Origin of the sequence: Vibrio olivae (genome assembly GCF_042428525.1) — a bacterium.
In the GTDB taxonomy this organism is placed as follows: Bacteria; Pseudomonadota; Gammaproteobacteria; order Enterobacterales; family Vibrionaceae; genus Vibrio; species Vibrio olivae.
Genome location: NZ_JBHMEP010000001.1, coordinates 563709 through 587325 on the forward strand (window position 1 = coordinate 563709; position 23617 = coordinate 587325).

Below are 23617 nucleotides of genomic sequence, written 5' to 3' on the forward strand. Positions count from 1 at the left end.
TTTTAGGGGTTTTACACTGAAACAGATCCAACCACTGGATAATTGACCTTATTTTTTGAGAAATTTGGTGAGATTTAAAGATGAAACTTTTATCCTAGCAAGGTTTTTTAAAGGAAGTTGAATATGATCATCAAACCTAGAATTCGTGGATTTATCTGTACCACAACACATCCAGTTGGGTGTGAAGCTAACGTAAAAGAACAAATTGCTTATACAAAAGCACAAGGTCCAATTAAGAACGCACCAAAACGCGTACTTGTTGTGGGCTCGTCAAGTGGTTACGGACTTTCTTCCCGTATCGCAGCAGCATTTGGTGGTGGCGCTTCAACCATTGGTGTCTTTTTTGAAAAAGAAGGCACAGAGAAAAAACCAGGCACAGCTGGTTTTTACAATGCAGCTGCTTTTGAAAAATTGGCACATGAAGAAGGCCTATACGCGAAAAGCGTTAATGGTGATGCTTTCTCAAATGAAGCCAAAGAAAAAGTTATTGAGCTGATCAAACAAGATCTTGGTCAGATTGATATGGTGGTTTACTCACTGGCCTCTCCAGTTCGTAAGCTTCCAGAAACGGGTGAGTTGATTCGTTCTTCTCTCAAACCGATTGGCGAGACATATACATCTGCTGCGGTTGATACCAACAAAGATACCATTATTGAAGCGAGCATCGAGCCTGCAACTGAGCAAGAAATCGAAGACACGGTCACCGTCATGGGTGGTCAAGATTGGGAACTTTGGATCAATGCGTTATCTGAAGCGGGTGTGTTGGCTGACGGTTGTAAAACCGTAGCATACAGCTACATCGGTACCGAGCTAACTTGGCCTATCTACTGGGACGGTGCCTTAGGCCGTGCCAAAATGGACCTTGATCGTGCGGCTTCTGAGCTGAACAACAAACTCTCTGCTCAAGGTGGCAGTGCAAACGTTGCGGTATTGAAGTCTGTTGTGACACAAGCAAGTTCAGCCATCCCGGTAATGCCGTTGTATATTTCGATGGTCTTCAAGAAAATGCGTGAAGAGGGTGTACACGAAGGCTGTATGGAGCAGATTTTCCGTATGTTTAGCCAACGCCTTTATAAAGACGATGGTTCAGCCCCTGAAGTGGATGATAAAAATCGCTTACGCCTTGACGACTGGGAGCTTCGCGAAGATATTCAGCAGCATTGTCGTCAGCTATGGCCGCAAATTACCTCTGAGAACCTCAAAGAGTTGACTGATTATGAGGAATATAAAGAAGAATTCCTTAAGTTGTTTGGCTTCGGTGTTGATGGCGTGGATTACGACGCCGATGTTAATCCTGCAGTGGAAACCAACTTTATCAATATCTAATTGAATATCGTAATAAAATCAAAGGCGCTCATTGAGCGCCTTTTTTGTTGCAGTGGTCGCGTATAAGTCTGGTTAACTTAAAATAATCAATACGGTACCGGCGAGCGTCATCAATATATTGGCGATGGCATAGGTTCCTGCATAACCAAGCGCTGGAATCGCCGATTTAGCGTAATCATTGACGACATCCATAGCTGGCGCGCAGGTACGTGCACCAATGATTGCACCAAACAATAAAGCGCGGTTCATTTTGAACAGATAGGCTCCAACCAGATATGCAATAACCACGGGTACGACACTCACCAAAAACGCTAACCCAATAACCTGAGGGCCAACCTGAGCCAGATGGTCAAACATTTTGCCGCCAGCGCTGAGCCCTATACCTACCATAAAGAACATTAAACCCAGATCTTTGACCATATTGAGTGCCCCTTGCGGCACGTAGCCAAAGGTCGGGTGATTGGCCCGCAAAAAGCCGAGTGTAATCCCTGATAATAGCAAGCCGACGGCATTGCCAAGTCCAAACGAAACTTGCCCGAATGTCATGGTGACTAAGCCAAATAAGATGCCGAGGATAAAGAAACTACAGAAGGCGAGAAGGTCGGCCATTTGGCTGTGAATTGAGATAAAACCGATTTTTTCGGCAAGACCATGAACCCGGCTCTTTTCACCACTGACCTGCAACACGTCTCCTTTGGCTAAGACAATGTCGAGATCCATCGGCATTTCTATCTGTGCGCGCACCACGCGGTTTAAGAAACAGCCGTATTCAGAAAGGTTGAGATCCGAAAGTCGCTTACCAGCAATGGAATCGCTTTTTACCACGATTTCCTCTTCGGCAATGCGTAAATCAAGCAAGTTACGGTCAAAGACCTCTTTGCCATTACGGAAGCTAGAGTCAAGTCGAGCATGACTATCCGGAAAACCGACTAAGGCAATTTCATCGCCTTCTTGCAAAATCGCATCGCCATCTGGGTGGGCAAGGATGCCGTGACGGCGTACTCGCTCGATATAACAGCCAGTTTGGTTGTAAAGGCCCAGTTCGCGAAGATTGCGTCCATCAATCCACTCAATCAATTCTGGGCCGACACGATAGGCGCGAATGATCGGTAGGTACACTTTACGTTGCCCTGAACTGCCAAGACCACGCTCTCGAGCGATTTGCTGCGCGGAATCAGAAAGGTCTTGCTTTTGCAATTTTGGTAAAAGTTTGGCGAACATGATCATACTGATTAATCCCACCAAATATGCCATAGCATAACCCACAGACAAGTTTTCAAGCACAACACTAAATTCCATATTGCGTGGAATATTTGCTAGGCCTGAATTGAGCGCATCTTGTGCCCCAACCAACACGGGAGTGGCGGTGAGTGCGCCTGCCATCATACCCGCTGAAAGGCCAAAGTCGAGGTGCATGTAGTGACTACAAAAATAAGTGATGCAGAGTGCGCTGCTTAGCACAATCATACTCAGTAAGAAATAGTGCTTGCCGTCTCGAAAAAAAATGCCAAAAAAGTTAGGGCCCGCTTCGATTCCGACACAGTAAATAAACAGCATAAAGCCTATTGTTAAGGCATCCGCATTGAAAGTGAAGCCAAGGTGACCCATCACCAGTGATGTCAGGAGTACGCCAATTGAATTTCCGAGTTGAAAATTGCCAAAGCGTATCTTGCCAATCGCTAAACCGATCGCCAAGACGACAAAGATGAGTAGGATAGGGTTTTGTTCTAGCAAAAGTACGACGTCTATATTCACGGCTAATAAGTTTTTTATGCCAAAGAGGTAAGGTTTGTGTAGGGAATTGTAGCTGAAAGAGATAAAAATATAAGTAAAATATTTTATATTTTTCGCGTTAATTTATTTAATAAATAAAACAAAAAAGCCGCTCAAAGAGCGGCTTTTTTTAACTCGGTTCAATTTAATCGAACAGACCAAGGTTTTCTTTTGCGTATGCTTCAAAATCATCACATCCGCCGATGTGTTGTTGGTCGATAAAAATTTGTGGCACAGTTTCAACTGGCTTACCGACGGTTTTTTCTAGGTCAGCTTTTGAAATGCCTTCAGCGTGAATATCTACGTAACGATAGTTGAAGTCATCACGTTTCGCTTTGAGAGTTTCTGCGTGTTCTTTAGCGCGAACACAGAAAGGGCAAGCAGGGCGACCAAAAATAACAACGAACATAGCTTTCTCCTCTAATTTGTTAACAAGCACTATGCCTTAACTGGTTTGGAAAATAAAGAAGCAAATAGCTGTTGTTTTAATAGGTAAAACTTATTGAATAAATTTTATCTGATTTGTCTACAGATTGTGCGTTATCTTTTAAATTGGCAGTAAAACAGGTGTTCAGTTTGTTTAATCTTTGGTTCTTTGCACTGGGTCAAGTACCTATTTGAATTCTATAGGCAATCTGAAAGATGATATTAATAGTTTTATTGGGCGGAAGGGATTATGTTCGACTTTATGACTGCAACACGCGTGATTTTTGGTCAAGACGCTTTGCTATCTTCTTTGTCTGTTATTAATCAATACGGTTACAGTGCATTGCTGGTAACCGATAAGCATAACCAAGAGGGGAATGCCGTCGGTGATTATCTGCATAACCAACATTTTCGTTATCAGCATTTGGTCGTGTCTGGTGAGCCTTATATCACGATGGTGGAAGAAGCGGCAGTTGAAGCGCGTAAGTTTGGCCCAGATATGGTGATTGCTATGGGCGGAGGTAGCGCCTTGGACATGGGAAAAGCATTAGCAGCGGTGATACCCAATAAAGGTAATGTATATGATTATGTCGAAGTTGTTGGTCGTAAGGTTCCTTTAAAGTCGAAGCCACTTCCCTTTATAGCTATTCCAACGACGGCAGGGACTGGGTCTGAAGTGACGCATAAAGCCGTCCTCAAATCAGGCCAAGACCGAATTAAGGTCAGTTTGCGCAGTAGCGATATGCTGGCCGATGTGGCGATTGTCGATCCAACATTGACATATGGCATGCCTAAAGAGTTGTCAGCTCGCGGCGCAATGACAGCCTTTACTCACCTAATGGAAGCCTATGTTTGTAGCCAACCGAATCCGTTAACCGATATGATCTGCGAGGAGGGATTAAGACGTCTTAGCCGTTCCATCATTCCTAGTTGCTTGCGAGATGAGCCACAAGGGCGAGAAGATTTGGCAGTGGCGTCTATGCTTGGTGGCATGGCTAGTACCAATGCCTATCTTGGAGCCGCTCACGGTTTGGCCGCATCTTTAGCTGGCAAAATGACCGCTCCTCACAGCGTGATCACCGCACGCTTAGCGCCGTATGTCATGGAGGAAAATATCAAGGTTGCTCAATTAGAAGGTAAGCTTGAGGTGCTGAAACGCTATCGTACGATGGCACGTATTCTAACCAATCACAACGATGCCCATATGAGCGATGGAATTGCTTGGGTTAAAATGATTTTAGAGCAACTAAGAATCCCGGCGTTGAGTCAGTTTGGTGTCTGCCGCACGTCTTTTGAGCAGGTCGTTGATGGGGCGATGAAATCGGTCTCGATTAAAGGCAACCCTCTGCCGTTAACCAAAGCACGTTTAACGTTTATCCTCGATCATGTATGCAGTTGTGGTGAGAATCAATCACTGTATGAAGGGGTTGAACGCGAGGAAGCGAGCTATACCATGCTAGATGACCGAGAGACGGAACGATAAAAGGAGCCATTTGGCTCCTTTTTTAATGAGATATTCACTGTTTAAAAGTGTGAAAGCTTATCGTAGCGCGAGTCTTTTAAGGCATCTTTGACTCGGCGTAAATTCTCTCTAAAACCAGTACCACGTCGTAAAGTGAAGCCTGTCGCAAGGACATCGATGACGGTCATTTGCACGACACGACTTGCCATTGGCATGTAGACGTCGGTGTCTTCGGGCACATCCAATGAAATTGACAGCGAACTGGCTTTATCCAGTGGTGAGTCTTTCGCAGTAATCGCAATTACCGTTGCACCATTTTCTTTTGCTAGATTAGCAATCTCGACTTGGCTTTTGGTTCGACCTGTATGTGAAATTAATACGATAACATCGTTATCGGTACAATTAATACAGCTCATGCGTTGCATGACAATGTCTTCAAAGCAAGTAATCGGAATATTGAATCGAATAAACTTGTTTTGTGCATCTTTGGCAACCGCAGACGATGCACCCAAACCGAAAAACGAAATCCGTTTGGCTTGAGTAAGCAGATCGACGGCACGGTTTACTTGCATTGGATCTAGGCTGTTTTTGGCCACATCCAAGCACGCCATAGTCGATTCGAAAATCTTATGGGTGTACGCGTCAGGGCCATCGTCTTCTTCGACATTACGGTTAACGTAAGGTGTTCCATTGGCTAAGCTCTGTGCTAAGTGCAGCTTAAAATCAGGAAACCCTTTGGTATCTAAACGTCGGCAGAAACGGTTGACCGTAGGCTCACTTACGTCAGCCATCTTAGCCAGTGTAGCAATGCTGGAATGAATGGCAGTTTGTGGGGTAGCCATTATAACTTCAGCGACTTTCCGTTCGGATTTGCTAAAGTTCTCCAGATTTTTTTGTATTTTTTCTAATGTATTCATAGTGTTCACGAGGGTATGGAGAACAACTTATTGGTTATACCATCCAAGTGTAGGGGGTAGGAAAAAGAGTGATTTCCTAAATGGTAAATTCTAACCAACGCCATGCGACCAGTATAAACCTAACCTAAAGGTTTACAGTAATTTTTGTACATCTCAATTAATCAGAATATGACCAGCCTCAAACTAAATTTTGTCTAAACTACAAAATCTGCATAGTTTTGCTGCAAATGTACGTATTTCGGTTTGGCTATGATATAGAAATTACATGAAACCGAAAGAAATTTTCATTTTTTCAATAGTTCGTTGGTGAGACTCATGAGTTGTTTATTGAGATTTGGCGCTTTTGCTGCGATTTCTCGCTGTTCTTCAAGCACCGCTTGTAATATCTCGTTTTGTGTCAGGGGATTGGCAAGTACAACGCGAAATACAATGGTGTCCCGTTGCTCCAAATGTTGCGGGTTGAGTTGAGTTCGTGACACAAAAGAGCGGCCGGTTTCGCGCTGCGTCTTTTGAATAAACTGGGTGAGTTCATTGAGCTTATCATTGAGTTCAGCGAGCGGTTTTCCAGACGCAACTTTTAGCGCTTTGCGAGTTTTCTCTGGAACATAACGGTAAGTCAGCAGACAGAGCTCAGGGGCTGAAATTAACTCAAAGTCGGGCTGATGGGTGATAAGCTTGGCGAAATATTGCGCTTTCTCAATGCTTTGATTTATCAAAAGCTCATAGCCAGGACGACTGATAATATTCATCGCCGCGTACACTAACATTGCCATACCTGAGCGTGAGCCTTCTAAAGTGTGACTACCCAAGTCTTTTGAGCCCTTACGCAATATATATTGCGCATGATGCTCTACCGAGCGCATCGAGTCTGGGTTTTTAAACAGCACCATTCCTGCCCCCATAGGAATGTACAGCTGCTTGTGGGCATCGATGGTCACTGAGTCGGCGCGCTCGATCCCCTTGAGTAAGGTTCGATAACGATTTGACATCAGCGTTGCACCGCCCCAAGCGGCATCAACGTGAAAATGACACTGATATTGCTGGCATAGCTCGGCTATCTCATCGAGTGGATCGATATTGCCGGTCTCGGTCGTGCCTGCGACGCCGATCACTGCGATAACTTTGATGTTTTGCTGTTGTAACTGCTTGAGTTGCTTAGCCAAAGCACTTGGGCAAAGTCGGTTCGCATCATCGGTATCTATTGCAATCAGTTCATCTTGGCCAAGCCCAAGCACATCGGCGGCTTTTTTTAATGAGTAATGACCACGTTTGGAAACAAGAACGGCCATTCCGTTATAGCCATAGTGTTTCATGGCCTTGAATAGCCCCTCTTTTTCAACACCTTGAAAGTCTCCTTGGGCTTTTAATGCATTATTGCGAGCAACCCATAACGCGGTAATATTGGCGATGGTTCCACCCGAGCAAAAGGCGCCAAGTGAGTGTTCAGCGCTGTGCATCCATTGTGTATAGAAGGTGTCATTTTGCTGATAAACGAGCCGATGAAGCATGCCAAGAACCTGACGTTCTAAAGGCGTAAAGGCTTTTGACGTCTCGATTTTTACTAGGTTCTGATTGAGTGCGATCATGATTTTGGACAGCGGCATCAGAAAATAGGGGAGCGCAGACGTCATATGTCCAATAAAACTCGGTGCCGAAGTATGCACCGAGTGAGACACTAACGTATCGAGTAAGTGCTGAGTATGGTCGGAGACAAAGCTCGGTTGCTCGGGAATGGTTGGATTCGAGAAGTCTTTTTCTATCTCTTTAAGCGGTTTTTCTTCTGCAACAATGTGTTCGCGTAAAAATTGATTTAGGTTACGCGAAAGTTCTTCTTCAATCTTGGTAAGGGTGGAATCAGGACCTTCAGGAACAGTGAAGATTCGCAGCAAATTTTCGAAACTGACATCAACCGTTTTTTGTTCAGTGTCCATACTCGATTGTGACTCAATATACATCTTTATTAGGCGTGACAATGTAAACCAAAACGGGCGCAAAGTCCCGTTTGCTCGGTATTAATTGCTCGTTATTGGCATTCAGTCTGAGAGATTTGGCTGATGGACTGATTGTAGGTTTGTAGAGCTTGGTCAATCTTGTTGGGATGACTTAATAATTCTGCTAATGCCGAGCGCAGTTCATAGTTTTTTTCATGAGGCGGTGTTTGGCGATCATTGTAAGTAACTTTTGCCAATTGGCCGAGTTGATCGTCGCGTTTAGCAAGGGCTTTAATATCAGATTGCTCTAGCTTTAGCCAACCTTCAACCGACTGTTCAATCGCCACTTTACTTGGGTCATGTTCCAGATAGTAATGAACAGCTGCGCGGCTTAGTTCAAAATGGTGTTTGCGCCCTTGAAGAAACCACGTGCTCACTCCTTCAAGCTCAGGATATTGGCTGGTGGTAAGTGTGGTTAAATCTTGGTACCAATTAAGCGATGCATCAATATAGGCGTCGTATTTTCCTGCCAAACATGAGTTATCGGCGGCAAAGGCAGACAAGGGCAACGAGGTAAAGAGCAAAGTGACCATCAAGCGTTTCATAGGGATTCCTTTTGCTAAATAAGCGCTTGTTTTTATTGTTTGCGGTGAACTCAATATAATCAAGTTACAGCGAAAGTTGGCGCGAAACTGAGTGCCTTATACTAGGGGATTTATTGCTGTATTCCTGCGATCTAGTTAGCAAGAGAGACAAAGAATAGCATCAGCACAGGGACCAACAGGCTCAAGATGAACCCACTAACAATTGCGATAGGTACGCAGCGTACACCACCTGTGGTTTGTATGACAGGAAGTGTAAAGTCCATAGCTGTCGCTCCGGCATAGCCGATAGCGGTGCAAGGACGAGTGCGAATCAACATCGGGATCATGACTAGAGCAACCAGTTCTCGTAATAACTCGATTAAAAAAGAGGCGCCACCAAATACGGGACCAAACGCATCGCCCATGAGAATGCCTGCCAGTGAATACCAACCAAAACCTGAGGCCATCGCCAAACCATGGAAGACACCGATATCGAGAATCCATGCCGCAAGCAATCCGCCAAGCATGGAAGTGAATATGATCACAGATGCGATGATCATTCCATGCTTGTTAAGCAGAATCTGCCCTAAAGTCAGTCCACTATTTCTTAATTGAATACCGATAAAAAACAGTAAGATAAATAAAATCCATTCACTCGCGGTATCAACCCAGCTCAAGTCGATAGGCAGCAGTATGCCGACCAACAAACCGCCGCCGACAACGACGATAAGCTTGACTGATTCTAAGGCCATACTGGAAAGGGGCAGTTTACTTTTCGCAGCTTCAGTTTGCAGTGGTAACCAGCGATCGACCAGTGGCAGAAACAGCAGATTCGCACCGCCTAAACACAAGAAGAACACAGCTGTGTATTGGACGATGGTTTGCAAGTTTTGGCCTAAGTTATCAAGCGCCGCAAGACTCAAGCCCATCAAACTTAAAATCACATAGATTAAGTAAGACGTTGCGCGATTAATGGTTTGGGTAATTGCCGTGTTGGATAGGGTAAATAGGTAGCCCACGACCAGCGGGGCAAAGATGAACATCATCCCTGAAAACATGAAAATCCTTGTTATTATAATCCGCAGGCGTTAATGACTGCGTCAATTTGATCGCGGAACTCCAAATCACTAAGGTTAGTAAGTTGGTAGAGAATATCGGCACCGGTGACGTCCAGTTCGACTTCGTGTTCGTCGATGGCGTCATCTTCACGGCGGAACATTAATACATGGTTGGCAATGCGCGCGACATCCAAATACGTGACATCATGTTGGGGGTTATCAATGCGTTGATTAGTGGCAACTTCAACAAAGTCAGAATCAAAGCCCCAGTGGTCAAGCACCAGTTTACTAACAATAGAGCATTGGCTGCTAAAGATTTGCAGCGCGATGTTTTCGTCTAAATAATTACCTCTTTCAAGATAGAGGTAATATTCATTGACGATACAAAACAAACCAATATCCGCTAACAGTCCTGTTAAAAGGGCTTTATCATTTTCCAAATTAGCATAACGTGGGTCACCTGAATCTCGGAACCCTTTGGTCACCATGACCATCGTGGCCGCAAGCTCACGAGAGGTGGCGGCACTGTTGATCAAAATGTAGTTACACTCTTTGCTCAGATTGACGGATTGTTTGAGTTGTTCAATAGATTGGGCAGTAACGATATCACGAACGCGATGAATACCAAGGCGCGCCACTGCAGTGACAAGATCGGTGCAAATAATACTACGGCGATTAAAAATCACCGAGTTGGCAACACGAATAACGATAGCCGCCAAGCTCGGATCTTCGATCAGGCAATCGGCAATATCGGATACGCTTGTGTTTTCCTGAGAGGATAGTTTTTGAATTTGCAATACAACGTCTGGAATAGGTGGGAGAGATATTTTCCCAGTATTAATAGACTGCTCGATTAATTGTGCAAACTCGGTCTCTATTCCTTTTATTAGTACTTCGTTATTCTCAGGTAACCAATAAAATGATAAATGGTTCATAAAACTTGAAAGATGTGGGCAACTACCGAATATTAACGTCTCTTACCTGTGCTAGGCAAACGTTATAGGTTACTGAATTGTGTGCGTAAAACTAAAAACTTACTCTAACCTACAGGTATTTTTGAGATAGAGTGTCAACGACATTTAAATTTGTGACTGTGATTCCAATAAATTTATTTTCTGATGTAAAGCCTGTGAACTATGCACAGACTTATTTCGCATCATTAACTATCATTTGGTTGAGGGAGTCTAGACTTACTTTCATATTAATAAATTCATCAAGTCAGACCTTCAATACTTTTTTTCGCTTATAAGCTGCTGTATCTGGTGATCGAACTAATCGGGGTTTTTGATTAAGGATCAATGGATATGACAGAGCAAAAATTTACCAATTATGTTAAGCAATTTGGCCGTTTCCAAACGCGATCAATGTTTGGTGGCTTAGGACTGTTTCGCGAAGAGGCGATGTTTGCACTTCTTAGTGCTCAGCGCGTTTTTATTCGTGGGGGAGGCACCTTGGATGAATTGCTGCACCAGTTAGGCTGTGAAAAATACCGTCACGTCAAAAAGCAGTCGACGGCAACAGTCAATTACTATGACATCACCCATCTGTTTGTGAATCGTCATCAACAACTTGATGCGATTGTCAGTCAGGCGATCGCTCGCTCCGTTACGCAGCGAAAGTCCAAACAAGCACCTGAGAATAAACGGCTTCGCGATTTGCCTAACATGCAACTGACTCTAGAACGCATGGTGAAAAAGGCAGGGGTGGACAATGTGGACCGCTTCTTAGAACTCGGCGCACCAGAAGTCTTTTCTCGTGTGAAACGCACATACGGCAATGACGTCGATCTCAAATTATTATGGAAATTTGCAGGAGCCATTGATGGTATTCATTGGAAGCTGATTCAAGAGCCGAGAAAACGCCAATTATTGGCAGATTGCCAGTAAAAGTAGCGGATAAAAAAACCGAGGAAGGATCCTCGGTTTTTTATTGGTTAACGCTTTAGCGTAAGTGATTAGAATTTGAATCGAGTCGTCATCATCACTTGGTTGCCGTAAAAGTCATTGAAGCGTGCTTCTGCGCCCATAGAGAACAGCTCAGTAGAATGGAAGCGAATGTACGCAGAACCGATCCAATCGTCATCATCATCAATAGAGAGGTAACCTGCTTGACCACCGACTTCAAGCTGTGGACCAAGCCATTGGCGGATGCCTAGGTTAAGTTCCATACCAGTTTCGGTGCTATCTTTGTCGTTATCAACCACGCGAAACAGCATTTCACCTTTTAAATCTGCCCAGTTATTGATTGGAGCATGAAAACCAAAACCAGCCGCAGCGTCAAAATCGCCTTCAAATTCAGAATCGATTCGACCAATCGCATGCGCGTTAGGGTGAATCGATTTACTAAATGCCGCACCGAAGGTGACAGGGCTTGCGCCAATGCGTGCTTCGATGTAATCGTAATTGAAGTTGCTCATGATGGCCGGGCTGTTTGGATCTTCTGCCAGTGTTTGACCAGAAGTCAAAACCAGCGCTGCAGCTAAGAGTGTTTTACGCATATCTACGATAAACCTTTATCTTGTTAATTTCCTTGGTCTTTGACGACAAGGCCGTCATGACATGTAATGCCGACATGATAATGCATCTTGGTTTGAATTAACCAATAAAATGTCACTGTTTTGTCGTTTAAGTGAATTCTAAGCAAGTTTCATTCCAGTCGAATGAGTGCTTATGCAGCAAACCGTACGCAATTTAATCAGTCGCAGTATGTTGCTGGGAAACGTCTTTCTATCTCAGTAGTTAGCCACGAGTCTAACAGAGTAGAATGTGATGAATCACATAATTATGCGCTTCTACATCAAAAGTGGAACACAGCTCATTTCTTCGTCATGTTTTTGACGTTGTTATCAACACAATACGCTCAACGAAAGTGTTGATGTCATATTTTTACCTGTATGAAAGTCACGAATGGCGGTTAATTCCTGTTCTTCGCATCATAATCACTGTGTATTGTTGGCTTACAATCTAGTGCAATCGTCTGATTAACCAAACGGTTTTTTCGTGTAAACTGAATAAATCGCCAATAAAAGTAAGAATCAAATGCAACAAATAAAAAAATGGGGCGCCGTCGGTGGCGCTATCGCTGTGGTGTTGTGCTGGCCTCTAGCGGTAGGGAGTATTGGACAAAACGTCATCACCGATGGGATCGGTAACTTAAACAGTGATGTACTGAAGGCGGAAATCGTCGCTTATGATCGTGGCTATTTATCCTCAGTGGTGACCACTCGCTATCATGTGACGGATCCTCAGCTGATTGAGCAACTCAAAGTTGATGGGCTGCCGAGTGAATTTACCGTCACCAGTGACGTGAGCCATGGCTTGATGAGCCTGTCTGCACATTCTGTTGTGGACGAAGCGGCGCAGCTTCCTTTAGTTATGGACTCAACGACTCAACTAAACGGTAATACCGACTTTAATATTCAATTAGATAACTGGCATTACGTCTCTAAAAATAATCAAAACGTAATGGTTTCACTTCCACCATCCTCGTTAACGGGAACCATCACGGTGTTAGGCGAGCTGTCGTATCAACTTGATGTACCGTCGATGGAATTGGATTTTGCGTCCGGCGACAAATTGTCGATTACCAGTATTAAAGCGCAGGGGCAAGGCAAACGCACTCACGCATTTTGGATTGGAGATCAGCAGATAACCATCGGACAGGCCAAAATTGTTAATCCTGATCAAGGCACCTCCTTTGAGATGATGAACGCGAGTTATCACTTTACGTCAAATGAAATTCCCACGACTAACCGAGTTTCAGGCCAACATGTGCTTGAAATGAATGACTTGAAAACCGACCAAGGACAAGTCTCGAATTTTAATGTGGATGTTTCTTTTGGCGATCTTGACAGTGTTGCTTTTGGTCAGTTGTTGGATGTTTACCAAAATAATCCTAACCCTTCGCTATCAAACGCCCAACTGCAAACAGCAATCGAGAGTATTGAAACCTTATTCGCTCAAGGGTTTTATGTTTCGGTAAACGATTTTAGTGCCAAGATCGGTGATGGCGAATTTCGATCTGCGATGAATATTCAAGTACCAGAAGGGACGAAAGATGTTGCAGCAAACCCGATGTCGGTGCTACCGAAGTTGACCGGGGATATGGAAAGCTATGTATCTGAACAAATGGTCGAGACGTTTCCGACCATAAAGCAGGCGATTGATGAAGCGATTGTGATGGATATTGTTGACCAAACTCAATCTGGTTATCGCATTGAGGCTCAGCTCGAAAACAGCAATCTGGTGTTTAAAAATGGCCAGAAAATTCCTTTAATGGCGCTTATATTGCCGATGATGCTGTAATTCGCTCGTTGCATTACCTTTATCAATCAATAAAAAGAGGTCTTAAGACCTCTTTTGTTACTTTTGCTCTAGGCAAAAAAGTGGTATTAATCACACTAGTTTGTTAACAGCAGGAGCAAGGAAACTCATGGCGTCTTCTACAGGCAATGTCTATAACTTCAGCGCGGGTCCCGCTGCGCTTCCTAAAGCAGTCATGGAAAAGGCTCAGGCCGAATTCGTAGATTGGAATGGCCTCGGTACTTCGGTTATGGAAATTAGCCACCGCAGTAAATCATTCATCGAAATTGCACAGCAAGCCGAGCAAGACTTGCGTGACTTACTTTCAATCCCAGACAACTATAAAGTTCTATTTTGTCAGGGCGGGGCACGAGCTCAATTTTCTGCAGTACCACTAAACTTGTTGGGTGAGCGCTCAACGGCCACGTATATTGATGCCGGCTATTGGGCCGCCAGTGCCATTGATGAAGCGAACAAGTATTGCCAAGTAGATACTTTTGACGCCAAAACCGAAATCGATGGCAAAACTGCTGTCAAACCTGCTTCTGAATGGAAAGTGGCCCCTGATGCGGCTTATGTGCACTTTTGTCCAAATGAAACGATTGACGGTGTAGAGATTTATGATCTGCCTCAAACCGATAAACCGATCGTCGCTGACATGTCATCAAACATTCTATCGCGTGATATTGATGTGTCTAAATTCGGTGTTATCTACGCAGGCGCTCAGAAGAACATTGGTCCAGCTGGTATCTGCATTGCAATTGTGCGTGATGATCTGCTTGATTTCGCGCGTGATGTGCTGCCGAGCTTTATTAACTATAAAATCTTGGCAGAAAAAGATTCTATGTATAACACGCCACCAACGTTTGCATGGTATTTGTCGGGTCTAGTTTTCAAATGGCTAAAAGAGCAGGGCGGTTTGAAAGCAATGGAAGAGACCAATCGCAAGAAAGCCGATACCCTGTACAATTACATCGACAATTCTCCATTTTATAAGAACGATATTCATCCCGCGAACCGTTCACGAATGAATGTGCCTTTCCAATTGGTTAAACCAGAACTTGATGGCACGTTCCTTGAGCTCGCGGAGCAGCGTGGTCTCGTGGCTCTAAAAGGTCACCGAGCGGTTGGTGGTATGCGTGCATCCATTTACAACGCCATGCCGCTGGAAGGTGTTCAAGCCTTAGTCGACTTTATGCAAGAATTTGAAGCGCAATACGCTTAAAGATTGCGTTTTGATAACGAGAGCCGCGCGGTTTCAACCGCGCGGTTTTTTTAACTTATTCACTGTGCTCCTTGTCTTTCCCCTGCCGCTGTCCTTAATAAATATTGTTCTTTACGACAAATATTATTGTCTTTATTTGTCCAGAAAATCACTTAATTATTGAGCCGCAATCGGCATGGTGCCGGCTTAAAAGGAATCAAAAATTAATGAACAATCTGGTCAAGGGCATCGCGCTTTCAGCCTTGTTGATGCTAGGAACCGCACACGCCAAGCAATTAAATGTTTATGCGTGGGGAGGCTATTTACCTGAAGCGTCGCTTCGACAATTTGAAAAGCAGCAAGGAGTCACCGTAAATTACTCCACCTTTGAAAACAATGAATCCATGTACACCAAGTTAAAGCTGCTCAAAGGTGGCGGTTATGATGTGGTGTTTGCATCTGCTTATTTTATCGAAAAAATGGGCAGAGAAGGGTTATTGGCTGAGCTTGACCTCGAGCAGATTCCAAATATGAAGGATACGATGCCGGCGTTATTAGGTCAGGCGCATGATCCACAGAACCGTTACTCTTTGCCCTACATTTGGGGTGTGACGGGCCTTAGCTATAATGCAGAGATGGTTGACGGAGTGACGCGCTGGGCCGACCTCTGGAAGCCGGAATTCGCTGGGCAGGTTATGCTGATTGACGATATTCGTGACGTTTTTGGCATGGCACTTAAACTAAATGGTTACAGTATCAACAGTCAAAACCCACAACAGATTGAAAAGGCTTATGAGTCGTTAAAAGCACTACAAGCTAATGTGCTGCTGTACAACTCAGATGCACCGCATGTGCCCTATGTTTCGGGTGAAGCTTCTGTGGGAATGCAATGGAACGGCAACGCCTATCAAGGTCAGCAAGAGATGCCAGAGTTGAAGTTTGTGATGCCGCAAGAAGGTGCCGTACTGTGGATGGATAACTTTGTTATTCCATCGGGCAGTGAAAACAAAGCGCTGGCCCATCAGTTTATTAACTTTATGTATCAGCCAGAAAGCCAAGCAGAGATCGTCAACAGCTTAGGTTACGCGTCCGCGACGACTCGTGGGCGTGCCTTACTCAATGACGCTATTCGTAATGACGTTACGATTTTCCCATCAGAGGCCGATATGGTGAAAGGAGAGTTTATTAACGATGTTGGGCCAGAGGCGCTGGCGATTTATGAAAAGTATTGGCAAAAACTAAGAAACCAGTAAACGATTATAATTAAAAAAACCGGGCTTTTTGGCCCGGTTTTTTTATGTTTAACGTTGACGACTTTTTTGACGATTTTTACCATTGCTATTAGAGCGGCCTTTGTCTGCACCAGATGACTTAGCACTTTGTCCACTGTGTGACGACGAGCTATTTTGTGGTTTCCCTTTTTTACCCGCCAATGGCGCAAAGCCTGGCTGACTCTTGGTGTGTTTGGTGGCAAAGCGGTTAGCGCCATGACGCCCTGACTTTCTGCGCTGCGCAGGCGTTTTAGCATCAATATCTTCTGCGGGAACCAAACAGCTTTCTTTATCACCAATCAGATGTTTTTTACCCATAGCAACCAGTGCTTCACGAATCAACGGCCAGTTGTTTGGATCGTGGTAACGCAGCAGAGCTTTGTGTAAGCGTCTCTGGCGTTCGCCTTTGGCCACAGGGACTTCTTCGCGTTTTTTATACTTAACGCGTTTGAGTGGATTGGTTTCTGAGTAATACATTGCCGTTGCGTTGCACATTGGTGACGGGTAGAAGTTCTGTACTTGGTCACATTCAAAATCATTCTTCTTCAGCCATAGTGCTAAGTTAAGCATATCTTCATCTTCGGTCCCTGGATGGGCAGAGATGAAGTAGGGGATCAAATACTGCTTTTTACCCGCTTCTTTGCTGTATTTCTCAAACATCTCTTTGAAGCGATCGTAGGTGCCCATGCCTGGCTTCATCATCAGATCCAGTGGACCTTTCTCGGTGTGCTCTGGTGCAATTTTTAGATAGCCGCCAACGTGATGTGTAACCAACTCTTTGACATACTCAGGCGACTCAATAGCTAAATCGTAACGCACACCAGAAGCGATCATGACCTTTTTAACCCCGTCCACATTTCGCGCAGCACGATACAGGTCAATGGTGTGCTTATGGTCGGTATTGAGTTTGCTACAAATACCAGGGAAGACACACGATGGACGTCGACAGTTGGCTTCTGCTTTCGGGTCGCTACAGCCGAGGCGATACATGTTGGCCGTTGGGCCGCCAAGGTCGGAAATGGTCCCTGTAAACCCAGGAACTTTATCGCGAATCTCCTCAAGCTCGTTAATAATCGACTCTTGAGAACGGTTTTGAATAATACGCCCTTCGTGCTCAGTAATCGAGCAGAATGAACAGCCGCCAAAACAGCCACGCATGATGTTAACCGATGTTTTAATCATGTCATAAGCCGGGATTTTGGCTTTGCCGTAGGCTGGGTGAGGAACGCGGGCGTAAGGCAAGTCAAAGACGTAATCCATCTCTTCCGTGGTTAACGGAATGGGCGCCTGATTGACCCATAATTCGCGATCGCCATGGCTTTGAATCAGAGCGCGACCAGAATAAGGGTTGGTTTCCAAATGCATAATGCGGCTCGCGTGCGCATAGAGAATGCGATCGTTGCGCAGTTTCTCAAAGCTTGGGATGCGCACCGCGGTGGTTGCTGCATCATGGCGAGAAGGACGAATGGTGATTGGCTGTGCTTGGTTTGCATCGTCCGCTTTCGTATCACATTGGGTTTCAACTTCGTAAGGGTTTTTCGGTACAAACGCTTCTTTACGCGGTTTTTCAATGCGTGATGAATCGATGATCTTGTAGTGCTCAGGTGCTGCAGGAAGGTTGACAGCGGTGCCGCGAATATCGGTCATAGTCGCAATGGATTCCCCATTGGCTAAGCGATGAGCGACATCAACTAAGGCTCGTTCTGCATTACCAAATAGCAAAATATCGGCTTTGGCATCAAACAATACTGAGCGACGAACCTTGTCTGACCAATAGTCATAGTGCGCGAGACGGCGCAGACTGGCCTCAATGCCACCGAGGACTATGGGCACCTCTTTATACGCTTCTCGACAACGCTGTGAATAGACCAATGTCGCGCGGTCAGGGCGTTTCCCTCCTTCATTGTTCGGGGTATAGGCATCATCATGGCGTAATTTTTTATCCGCGGTGTAGCGGTTAATCATCGAATCCATATTACCAGCTGTAATACCGAAAAAGAGGTTGGGTTTACCCAAACCCATGAAGGCTTCTTTATTTTGCCATTCAGGTTGGGCAAGGATGCCAACACGAAATCCTTGCGCTTCGAGCAGACGTCCAATGATCGCCATACCGAAACTTGGGTGATCGACATACGCATCGCCCGTCACAATGATGATGTCACAGCTATCCCAGCCTAGGGCATCCATCTCTTGACGAGTCGTCGGCAAAAATGGAGATGAGCCATAGCAAGCGGCCCAGTATGGGGTATATTGGTTAATCGGTGTGATATCACTGTGCATAAATTGACCTCAGATTTCGCGAGCGCGAATTATAGCGACTTGCTAACCGAGTATCTAGCGCTATATTTCCGTACAGTTTAGAAGGTCAAGACAAAAGCAAACGGTTCATTTATGAACCAATGGGATTTTATTTTCAACGCTAGAGTTCTTGTCCCAGTCTGTTATCATCCGCTGCAATTGATAACGATGTATAGATATTATGGTTCAACAACTTCTGTTTCTGTGCGCGCCAATGCTGTTAGGTGCTCAACTTATTCTGACTTTGGTGTTAGTCAAAGGCGATATTTGTCCTGGTCAGCGAGGGCGCATTCATAAATTAATGCCAACATTGGCGATTTTATGGCTTGCGGTGGCATCGCTTAAAATGCAGGCGATCATGGTCACTTTTGCCATTGGTTATTTTTATACTCAGGTTCAGACTAAAAAAACGCGTAACCAAGGGCCTTTGTGGGCGTTGTATTTGGCGAATGGCTTGGCGTTAGCGTTTGTTGGTATTCAAGTCTTTATGCAGCCCGATACGTCATCGAGTATCCATCTATTGTTGCAAGTGGTTCTACTTGGGGCGGCGTTTGCGCATTTATTGCTGGTTATTGCTCGCACACGGCTGCAAGCGTTTCATCGTATTTTGCCGTTTTGTGGTGTGGTGGCTGCGATGTTCACGGCTCTCAGCGTACTGGCAAAAGCCTATGGATTAGCTCCGCAAGTAGTTGATAGCGCGACACAATCAATTTTGTTTGGCTTATCTTTGATGATTTCCGCCATCGTCGTGTGGTGCTGGCACATTTTTACTGAGAAAGCCATAGGTCGTGTTCAGCTATTGATTAGCTTGGCGATGTTGGTGGCTTCTGGCTTATTTCATCAAGGATTATTCGTTCTTTAGGTTTCGTCTCAGCAAAAACAATGAATTCGCGCTACCCTTTTCTATGAGTCGAAGTAGAAAGGAGTGTAGTGATGGATTTAAGTAACATTAGCCAGTTTGATAGCGTCATTTTGCTCGGCATCGTCAATGAAAAACTGCGCCTAGAATGTGATAGTTTTGATGAGTTGGTGACGGTCTACGATATGGATGTAGAAACCGTCACTGTCAAATTAGATAGTTTAGGCTACCAATATGATCCGTTGACCAATCAATTTAAGTCAGCGATGCGGTAACGTTAACCTTCCCACCATAAAATATTTTTAAGCCATCTTGATACCATCAAGGTGGCTTTTGCTTTGTTGGCGCGCGGTAGAGAAAAAGGCTTGTAGGTAGCGCTTGTTACGATCGCTGTTGCGCACTGCTGCAAATAAGCGGCGCCATAAGCCATCACCGAGCGGTATGCTGGTGATCAATCCTTGGCGAGAAAACTCACTGATTGCCCAGTTTGGTAATGCGGCTACGCCGAGTCCTGCCGAGACCATTTGTACCAGCATCAGAGTATTATCCGCTTGTTTCCATTTCATCGGCTCTACCCCAGCGGGTTGTAAAAAATGCTTCACGACATCCAAACGCTGCTTTTGGACAGGGTAGGAGAGCATAGTCTGCTCACGTAAATCTGTTGGTTCGATACGCTCGAGCTGTGCAAGCGGATGATTGGTGGCGGTGACCAAGCGCATCTCAAAGTCAAACAGTGGCTCGTAATGGACTTCAGAGCGTGGCTGAATGTCTGAGGTAATCACTAAGTCCAACTCGCCATTCATCAATGCAGGCAGGGGCTCGAAACCAAAGCCCGAAGAAAAATCAAGGGTCACGCTTGGCCAGGCAATTTGGTACTCCTTCAAAGCGGGCATTAACCACTGAAAACAAGAGTGACACTCAATTGCCATGTGAAGACGTCCATTGACATCTTCTTTCAGACTGGCCAGTTCATTTTCGGCTTTTGCAAGGCGTGGCAATATGTCATTGGCAAGTTGTAATAAAATCTCACCTTCCGAAGTAAACTTTACCGGGCGTGTTTTACGCAAAAATAACTGCCCACCGATACGTGCTTCGAGATCCTTGATTTGATGGGAGAGGGCCGATTGAGTCAAGTGCAGTGCTGTCGCGGTGGCGGTGAGTGACCCCGTATCGCGCAAAGAAGCTAGGGTTTTCAAATGCTTCAATTCAATCATGAAATCCTCTCATGGTAATAATATCAAGATGATGAATATTAACTTACGCGCTTTGTTGGCTTTTGTAAACGTCTAGACGTCTGTTTGTTGTTTTTGTTATTGGCTTTTGCCCTATTTAAATTAATCCACTGCAATAAGCTGTGCGGTGTATGAAGTTTGTTCATAAACAAGTTGAATAAAAGCGTCTTGAGTTATTTGGCCGTGAATTGGATAGTTTAGACGTCCAGACTTCTTAAATAATCAAATTCAATTACGGAAAATAGCCATGACTACAACACATATTTTGGGATACCCACGCATTGGTGAACAACGTCAACTCAAATTCGCACTCGAAAAATACTGGCGCGGTGAAATTGAACAATCGCAATTATTGGCGACGGGCAGCGAGCTGCGTCATCAAAACTGGCTAACACAAAAGGACGCTAACCTAAGCTTTGTCACAGTGGGTGATTTTGCTTGGTACGATCATGTGTTAAATACTTCGTTACTCCTTGGACATATTCCCAAACGCCATCAAGGCCATTCAATCGATTTAGATACGCTGTTTCGCATCGCTCGCGGGCAATCTCGCTCAGACTGTGGTTGCGGCGCTGCTGCTTCGGATATGACGAAATGGTTTAATACCAATTATCATTATTTGGTGCCTGAATTTAGCGCGGACGATCATTTTGAGCTGACTTGGACTCAGCTGTTTGATGAAGTGGCAGAAGCGCAGCAGGCTGGGCATCACGTGAAGCCTGTCGTGCTTGGTCCCGTTAGTTACCTGTATTTGGGGAAAGAGACCAACGAGAGCTTTGACCGTCTTTCTCTGCTGCCTCAATTATTAACGGTTTATCAGCAAGTTCTCAGCAAACTAGCCGAACTGGGTGTTGAGTGGGTACAAATTGATGAGCCAGTGTTAGCGCTTGACTTACCGCCTGCGTGGCTGGCAGCGTTTGACTCCGCTTACCAAGCTTTGAAAGGCCGTACCAAGTTATTGTTAACCACCTACTTTGATTCCATTGCAGCCAACATTGATGTCATTACTGTGCTCGCGGTTGATGGCCTACATATCGATTTGTGCGCTGCTGATAAGCAACTTCCGCTAGTGGTTGAAAAACTTCCGGAAGCTTGGGTGCTTTCTGTCGGTGCGATTAATGGGCGCAACGTTTGGCGCGCAAACCTAGCGGAAAAACTCGTAACGTTGACGCCATTGAAGCAGCAACTCGGTGAGCGCTTATGGATTGCGAGTTCATGCTCTTTACTTCATAGTCCGGTGAACCTTGAATTGGAAACTGAGTTAAGCGAAGAGACACGCAGTTGGTTTGCCTTTGCTAAGCAGAAAGTTCAAGAAGTGAATCTGCTAGCACGTGGCTTAGAGGGAGACGAGTCCGCCATTGCGCAGTGTGAGGCATATAGTCAACCAATCATTGCGCGTCAAAAGGCTGATCACGTGCATAAACCTCAGGTACAAAAGCGAGTCAATAGCATTACCCAAGCCTTGTCTAAGCGCAGTCTTCCCTATGCTGAGCGCGCTAAGCATCAATCACGAGTGCTTGATTTACCATTATTTCCAACCACGACAATCGGTTCATTTCCACAAACGCAGGATATTCGTTTTCAGCGCAGCGCTTATCGTAAAGGCACGCTGCCAGAAGTGGAGTATGTTGAAGTGATCAAACAGCATATTAAAGATGCCGTGCAGCGCCAAGAAGCGCTCGATCTTGACGTGTTGGTACACGGGGAAGCTGAGCGTAATGATATGGTTGAGTACTTTGCCGAGCACTTGTCGGGTTTTCAAACCACACAATTTGGCTGGGTTCAGAGTTACGGTTCACGTTGCGTGAAGCCTGCGATTGTGGTGGCCGATATTGAGCGAGAGCAAGCGATGACGGTCGAGTGGACACGCTATGCCCAGTCACTCACGAGTAAGAAAATGAAAGGTATGCTCACTGGGCCGGTCACAATACTGTGCTGGACGTTTCCGCGTGAGGACATCTCTCGTCAAGCCATTGCAGAGCAGCTGGCGCTCGCCTTACGTGATGAAGTCGCCGATCTTCAGCAGGCAGGGATTCACATTATTCAAATTGATGAGCCTGCGATTCGTGAAGGTTTGCCATTAAAACAAGCGGAACACAAAGCCTATCTCGATTGGGCGGTGAATGCATTTCGGATCGCTGCAGGTAGCGCAGAGCCACAAACGCAAATCCACACCCATATGTGTTACAGTGAATTCAATGAAATTATTGACTCTGTGGCTGCGTTGGACGCCGATGTAATTACCATCGAAACCTCTCGGTCTAACATGGAATTGCTTCGTGCATTTGAAGCTTTTAATTACCCTAATGAAATCGGCCCAGGCGTTTATGATATTCACTCACCCAACATTCCGTCTGTTGAGTGGATTGAAAGTCTGCTTGAAAAAGCGGCGGACTTAATTCCACTTGAGCGTTTATGGGTTAACCCAGATTGCGGTTTAAAAACGCGAAACTGGCAGGAGACAGAAGCATCATTGACCAATCTGGTACTGGCGGCCAAATTGCTGCGTAAGAAATACGCTAAAGCGGCGTAAAATAAAAATAACAAAGCCCCTGATGGGGCTTTGTTATTTATGGATTGACGGCATCACAGGTGTCGTCGGTAATAAGTTGGTCAATCATCAACTGACCACGACTATTACGCATTTTAATGCGATAACTGACGCCAACTTCCAAATTATTTTTAATGTCTTTATTGGTGCAGTAGGTGTTAATGCTGGTTCTTAGCACTTGCTGGATCGGTTTGGCATTTTGGGCATCATCATTATAAACCATCATGATTTCAATCACCGAACCATTCGCATTAGCTCGTAAGATGGATAATGGGCCCACATCCATAGGCAGTTCAGAAGAGAGCATATTGGCACGGCTATTGGCAATCAGTTCTAATTGGCGTTGTTGCTCGCGGTTTGCAGAACACCCACTTAGGATTAAAACACCGAGTGCAAGCGCGACGAAGCGATAAGTACGTTTCAT

At 45.0% G+C, this 23617-nt stretch carries 19 protein-coding genes and 1 pseudogene; 9 read left to right on the forward strand and 11 right to left on the reverse strand.

Annotated features, from left to right (window positions below):
• Positions 1-123: 123 nt before the first annotated feature.
• Positions 124-1326 (forward strand): enoyl-ACP reductase FabV, encoded by a 1203-nt coding sequence (fabV, locus tag ACFFUV_RS02665; protein ID WP_390189480.1) that lies wholly within the window; start codon positions 124-126, stop codon positions 1324-1326.
• A gap of 72 nt (positions 1327-1398) precedes the next feature.
• Here the strand turns inward: fabV and ACFFUV_RS02670 are convergent, their stop codons facing one another.
• Together ACFFUV_RS02670 and ACFFUV_RS02675 are read right to left on the reverse strand one after the other, a co-directional pair.
• Positions 1399-3081, reverse strand: a complete 1683-nt coding sequence (locus tag ACFFUV_RS02670; protein ID WP_390189482.1) for an aspartate:alanine antiporter — start codon at positions 3079-3081, stop codon at positions 1399-1401.
• Between the two features lie 163 nt (positions 3082-3244).
• Positions 3245-3508, reverse strand: coding sequence for a GrxA family glutaredoxin (locus ACFFUV_RS02675; protein WP_390189483.1), 264 nt, complete (start codon positions 3506-3508; stop codon positions 3245-3247).
• A gap of 267 nt (positions 3509-3775) precedes the next feature.
• Between ACFFUV_RS02675 and ACFFUV_RS02680 the strand changes: the two genes are divergently transcribed.
• Positions 3776-5008: an iron-containing alcohol dehydrogenase gene (locus ACFFUV_RS02680; RefSeq protein ID WP_390189484.1), complete on the forward strand. Its 1233-nt coding sequence runs from the start codon at positions 3776-3778 to the stop codon at positions 5006-5008.
• Between the two features lie 41 nt (positions 5009-5049).
• On the opposite strand, the gene ACFFUV_RS02685 is transcribed toward ACFFUV_RS02680, so the two are convergent.
• The 5 genes from ACFFUV_RS02685 to ACFFUV_RS02705 all read right to left on the reverse strand — a co-directional run bounded on the left by ACFFUV_RS02685 (position 5050) and on the right by ACFFUV_RS02705 (position 10412).
• Positions 5050-5904 (reverse strand): MurR/RpiR family transcriptional regulator, encoded by an 855-nt coding sequence (locus ACFFUV_RS02685; RefSeq protein ID WP_390189486.1) that lies wholly within the window; start codon positions 5902-5904, stop codon positions 5050-5052.
• 284 nt (positions 5905-6188) lie between these two features.
• The gene (panP, locus tag ACFFUV_RS02690) at positions 6189-7835 is read right to left on the reverse strand and encodes a pyridoxal-dependent aspartate 1-decarboxylase PanP (RefSeq protein WP_390189487.1); all 1647 of its coding nucleotides are present in this window, start codon (positions 7833-7835) and stop codon (positions 6189-6191) included.
• A gap of 92 nt (positions 7836-7927) precedes the next feature.
• Positions 7928-8440: a hypothetical protein gene (locus ACFFUV_RS02695; protein WP_390189488.1), complete on the reverse strand. Its 513-nt coding sequence runs from the start codon at positions 8438-8440 to the stop codon at positions 7928-7930.
• 131 nt (positions 8441-8571) lie between these two features.
• On the reverse strand, positions 8572-9477 hold the full coding sequence (locus ACFFUV_RS02700) for a LysO family transporter (protein ID WP_390189490.1): 906 nt from the start codon (positions 9475-9477) through the stop codon (positions 8572-8574).
• A 14-nt stretch (positions 9478-9491) separates the two neighbouring features.
• The gene (locus tag ACFFUV_RS02705; RefSeq protein ID WP_390189491.1) at positions 9492-10412 is read right to left on the reverse strand and encodes an HDOD domain-containing protein; all 921 of its coding nucleotides are present in this window, start codon (positions 10410-10412) and stop codon (positions 9492-9494) included.
• A gap of 363 nt (positions 10413-10775) precedes the next feature.
• On the opposite strand from ACFFUV_RS02705, the gene ACFFUV_RS02710 reads away from it, so the two are divergent.
• Entirely contained in the window at positions 10776-11363 is a 588-nt protein-coding gene (locus ACFFUV_RS02710) for a TfoX/Sxy family DNA transformation protein (protein ID WP_390189493.1), read from the forward strand.
• Positions 11364-11431: 68 nt separating this feature from the next.
• Here ACFFUV_RS02710 and ACFFUV_RS02715 read toward each other — a convergent pair whose 3' ends face one another.
• The gene (locus ACFFUV_RS02715; protein WP_390189494.1) at positions 11432-11974 is read right to left on the reverse strand and encodes a hypothetical protein; all 543 of its coding nucleotides are present in this window, start codon (positions 11972-11974) and stop codon (positions 11432-11434) included.
• A gap of 541 nt (positions 11975-12515) precedes the next feature.
• Between ACFFUV_RS02715 and ACFFUV_RS02720 the strand changes: the two genes are divergently transcribed.
• The 3 genes from ACFFUV_RS02720 to ACFFUV_RS02730 all read left to right on the forward strand — a co-directional run bounded on the left by ACFFUV_RS02720 (position 12516) and on the right by ACFFUV_RS02730 (position 16235).
• Positions 12516-13781: a DUF945 family protein gene (locus tag ACFFUV_RS02720; protein ID WP_390189495.1), complete on the forward strand. Its 1266-nt coding sequence runs from the start codon at positions 12516-12518 to the stop codon at positions 13779-13781.
• A 127-nt stretch (positions 13782-13908) separates the two neighbouring features.
• Positions 13909-15003, forward strand: coding sequence for a 3-phosphoserine/phosphohydroxythreonine transaminase (serC, locus tag ACFFUV_RS02725; RefSeq protein WP_390189497.1), 1095 nt, complete (start codon positions 13909-13911; stop codon positions 15001-15003).
• A 158-nt stretch (positions 15004-15161) separates the two neighbouring features.
• On the forward strand, positions 15162-16235 hold the full coding sequence (locus tag ACFFUV_RS02730) for an ABC transporter substrate-binding protein (protein ID WP_390191813.1): 1074 nt from the start codon (positions 15162-15164) through the stop codon (positions 16233-16235).
• Between the two features lie 69 nt (positions 16236-16304).
• Here the strand turns inward: ACFFUV_RS02730 and ACFFUV_RS02735 are convergent.
• A pseudogene (locus ACFFUV_RS02735) lies at positions 16305-18533 on the reverse strand (YgiQ family radical SAM protein); the annotation flags it as partial.
• A 199-nt stretch (positions 18534-18732) separates the two neighbouring features.
• Between ACFFUV_RS02735 and ACFFUV_RS02740 the strand changes: the two are divergent.
• Complete coding sequence (locus tag ACFFUV_RS02740; RefSeq protein WP_390189499.1) at positions 18733-19413, forward strand: HI_1241 family integral membrane domain; 681 nt, start codon at positions 18733-18735, stop codon at positions 19411-19413.
• A gap of 71 nt (positions 19414-19484) precedes the next feature.
• Complete coding sequence (locus ACFFUV_RS02745; protein ID WP_390189501.1) at positions 19485-19685, forward strand: DUF4250 domain-containing protein; 201 nt, start codon at positions 19485-19487, stop codon at positions 19683-19685.
• 27 nt (positions 19686-19712) lie between these two features.
• Here ACFFUV_RS02745 and metR read toward each other — a convergent pair whose 3' ends face one another.
• Positions 19713-20624: an HTH-type transcriptional regulator MetR gene (gene metR, locus ACFFUV_RS02750; protein ID WP_390189502.1), complete on the reverse strand. Its 912-nt coding sequence runs from the start codon at positions 20622-20624 to the stop codon at positions 19713-19715.
• Between the two features lie 265 nt (positions 20625-20889).
• Here metR and metE point away from each other — a divergent pair, with 265 nt between their 5' ends.
• On the forward strand, positions 20890-23175 hold the full coding sequence (gene metE / locus ACFFUV_RS02755) for a 5-methyltetrahydropteroyltriglutamate--homocysteine S-methyltransferase (protein WP_390189504.1): 2286 nt from the start codon (positions 20890-20892) through the stop codon (positions 23173-23175).
• Positions 23176-23212: 37 nt separating this feature from the next.
• On the opposite strand, the gene ACFFUV_RS02760 is transcribed toward metE, so the two are convergent.
• Entirely contained in the window at positions 23213-23617 is a 405-nt protein-coding gene (locus ACFFUV_RS02760; protein ID WP_390189505.1) for a GspS/AspS pilotin family protein, read from the reverse strand.

Coding starts and splice junctions, on each gene's coding strand:
- fabV (WP_390189480.1), top strand. CDS start 124: ATGATCATCAAACCTAGAATTCGTGGATTTATCTGTACCACAACACAT.
- ACFFUV_RS02675 (WP_390189483.1), bottom strand. CDS start 3,508: ATGTTCGTTGTTATTTTTGGTCGCCCTGCTTGCCCTTTCTGTGTTCGC.
- ACFFUV_RS02680 (WP_390189484.1), top strand. CDS start 3,776: ATGTTCGACTTTATGACTGCAACACGCGTGATTTTTGGTCAAGACGCT.
- ACFFUV_RS02685 (WP_390189486.1), bottom strand. CDS start 5,904: ATGAATACATTAGAAAAAATACAAAAAAATCTGGAGAACTTTAGCAAA.
- panP (WP_390189487.1), bottom strand. CDS start 7,835: ATGGACACTGAACAAAAAACGGTTGATGTCAGTTTCGAAAATTTGCTG.
- ACFFUV_RS02695 (WP_390189488.1), bottom strand. CDS start 8,440: ATGAAACGCTTGATGGTCACTTTGCTCTTTACCTCGTTGCCCTTGTCT.
- ACFFUV_RS02700 (WP_390189490.1), bottom strand. CDS start 9,477: ATGTTTTCAGGGATGATGTTCATCTTTGCCCCGCTGGTCGTGGGCTAC.
- ACFFUV_RS02705 (WP_390189491.1), bottom strand. CDS start 10,412: ATGAACCATTTATCATTTTATTGGTTACCTGAGAATAACGAAGTACTA.
- ACFFUV_RS02710 (WP_390189493.1), top strand. CDS start 10,776: ATGGATATGACAGAGCAAAAATTTACCAATTATGTTAAGCAATTTGGC.
- ACFFUV_RS02715 (WP_390189494.1), bottom strand. CDS start 11,974: ATGCGTAAAACACTCTTAGCTGCAGCGCTGGTTTTGACTTCTGGTCAA.
- ACFFUV_RS02720 (WP_390189495.1), top strand. CDS start 12,516: ATGCAACAAATAAAAAAATGGGGCGCCGTCGGTGGCGCTATCGCTGTG.
- serC (WP_390189497.1), top strand. CDS start 13,909: ATGGCGTCTTCTACAGGCAATGTCTATAACTTCAGCGCGGGTCCCGCT.
- ACFFUV_RS02740 (WP_390189499.1), top strand. CDS start 18,733: ATGGTTCAACAACTTCTGTTTCTGTGCGCGCCAATGCTGTTAGGTGCT.
- ACFFUV_RS02745 (WP_390189501.1), top strand. CDS start 19,485: ATGGATTTAAGTAACATTAGCCAGTTTGATAGCGTCATTTTGCTCGGC.
- metR (WP_390189502.1), bottom strand. CDS start 20,624: ATGATTGAATTGAAGCATTTGAAAACCCTAGCTTCTTTGCGCGATACG.
- metE (WP_390189504.1), top strand. CDS start 20,890: ATGACTACAACACATATTTTGGGATACCCACGCATTGGTGAACAACGT.
- ACFFUV_RS02760 (WP_390189505.1), bottom strand. CDS start 23,617: ATGAAACGTACTTATCGCTTCGTCGCGCTTGCACTCGGTGTTTTAATC.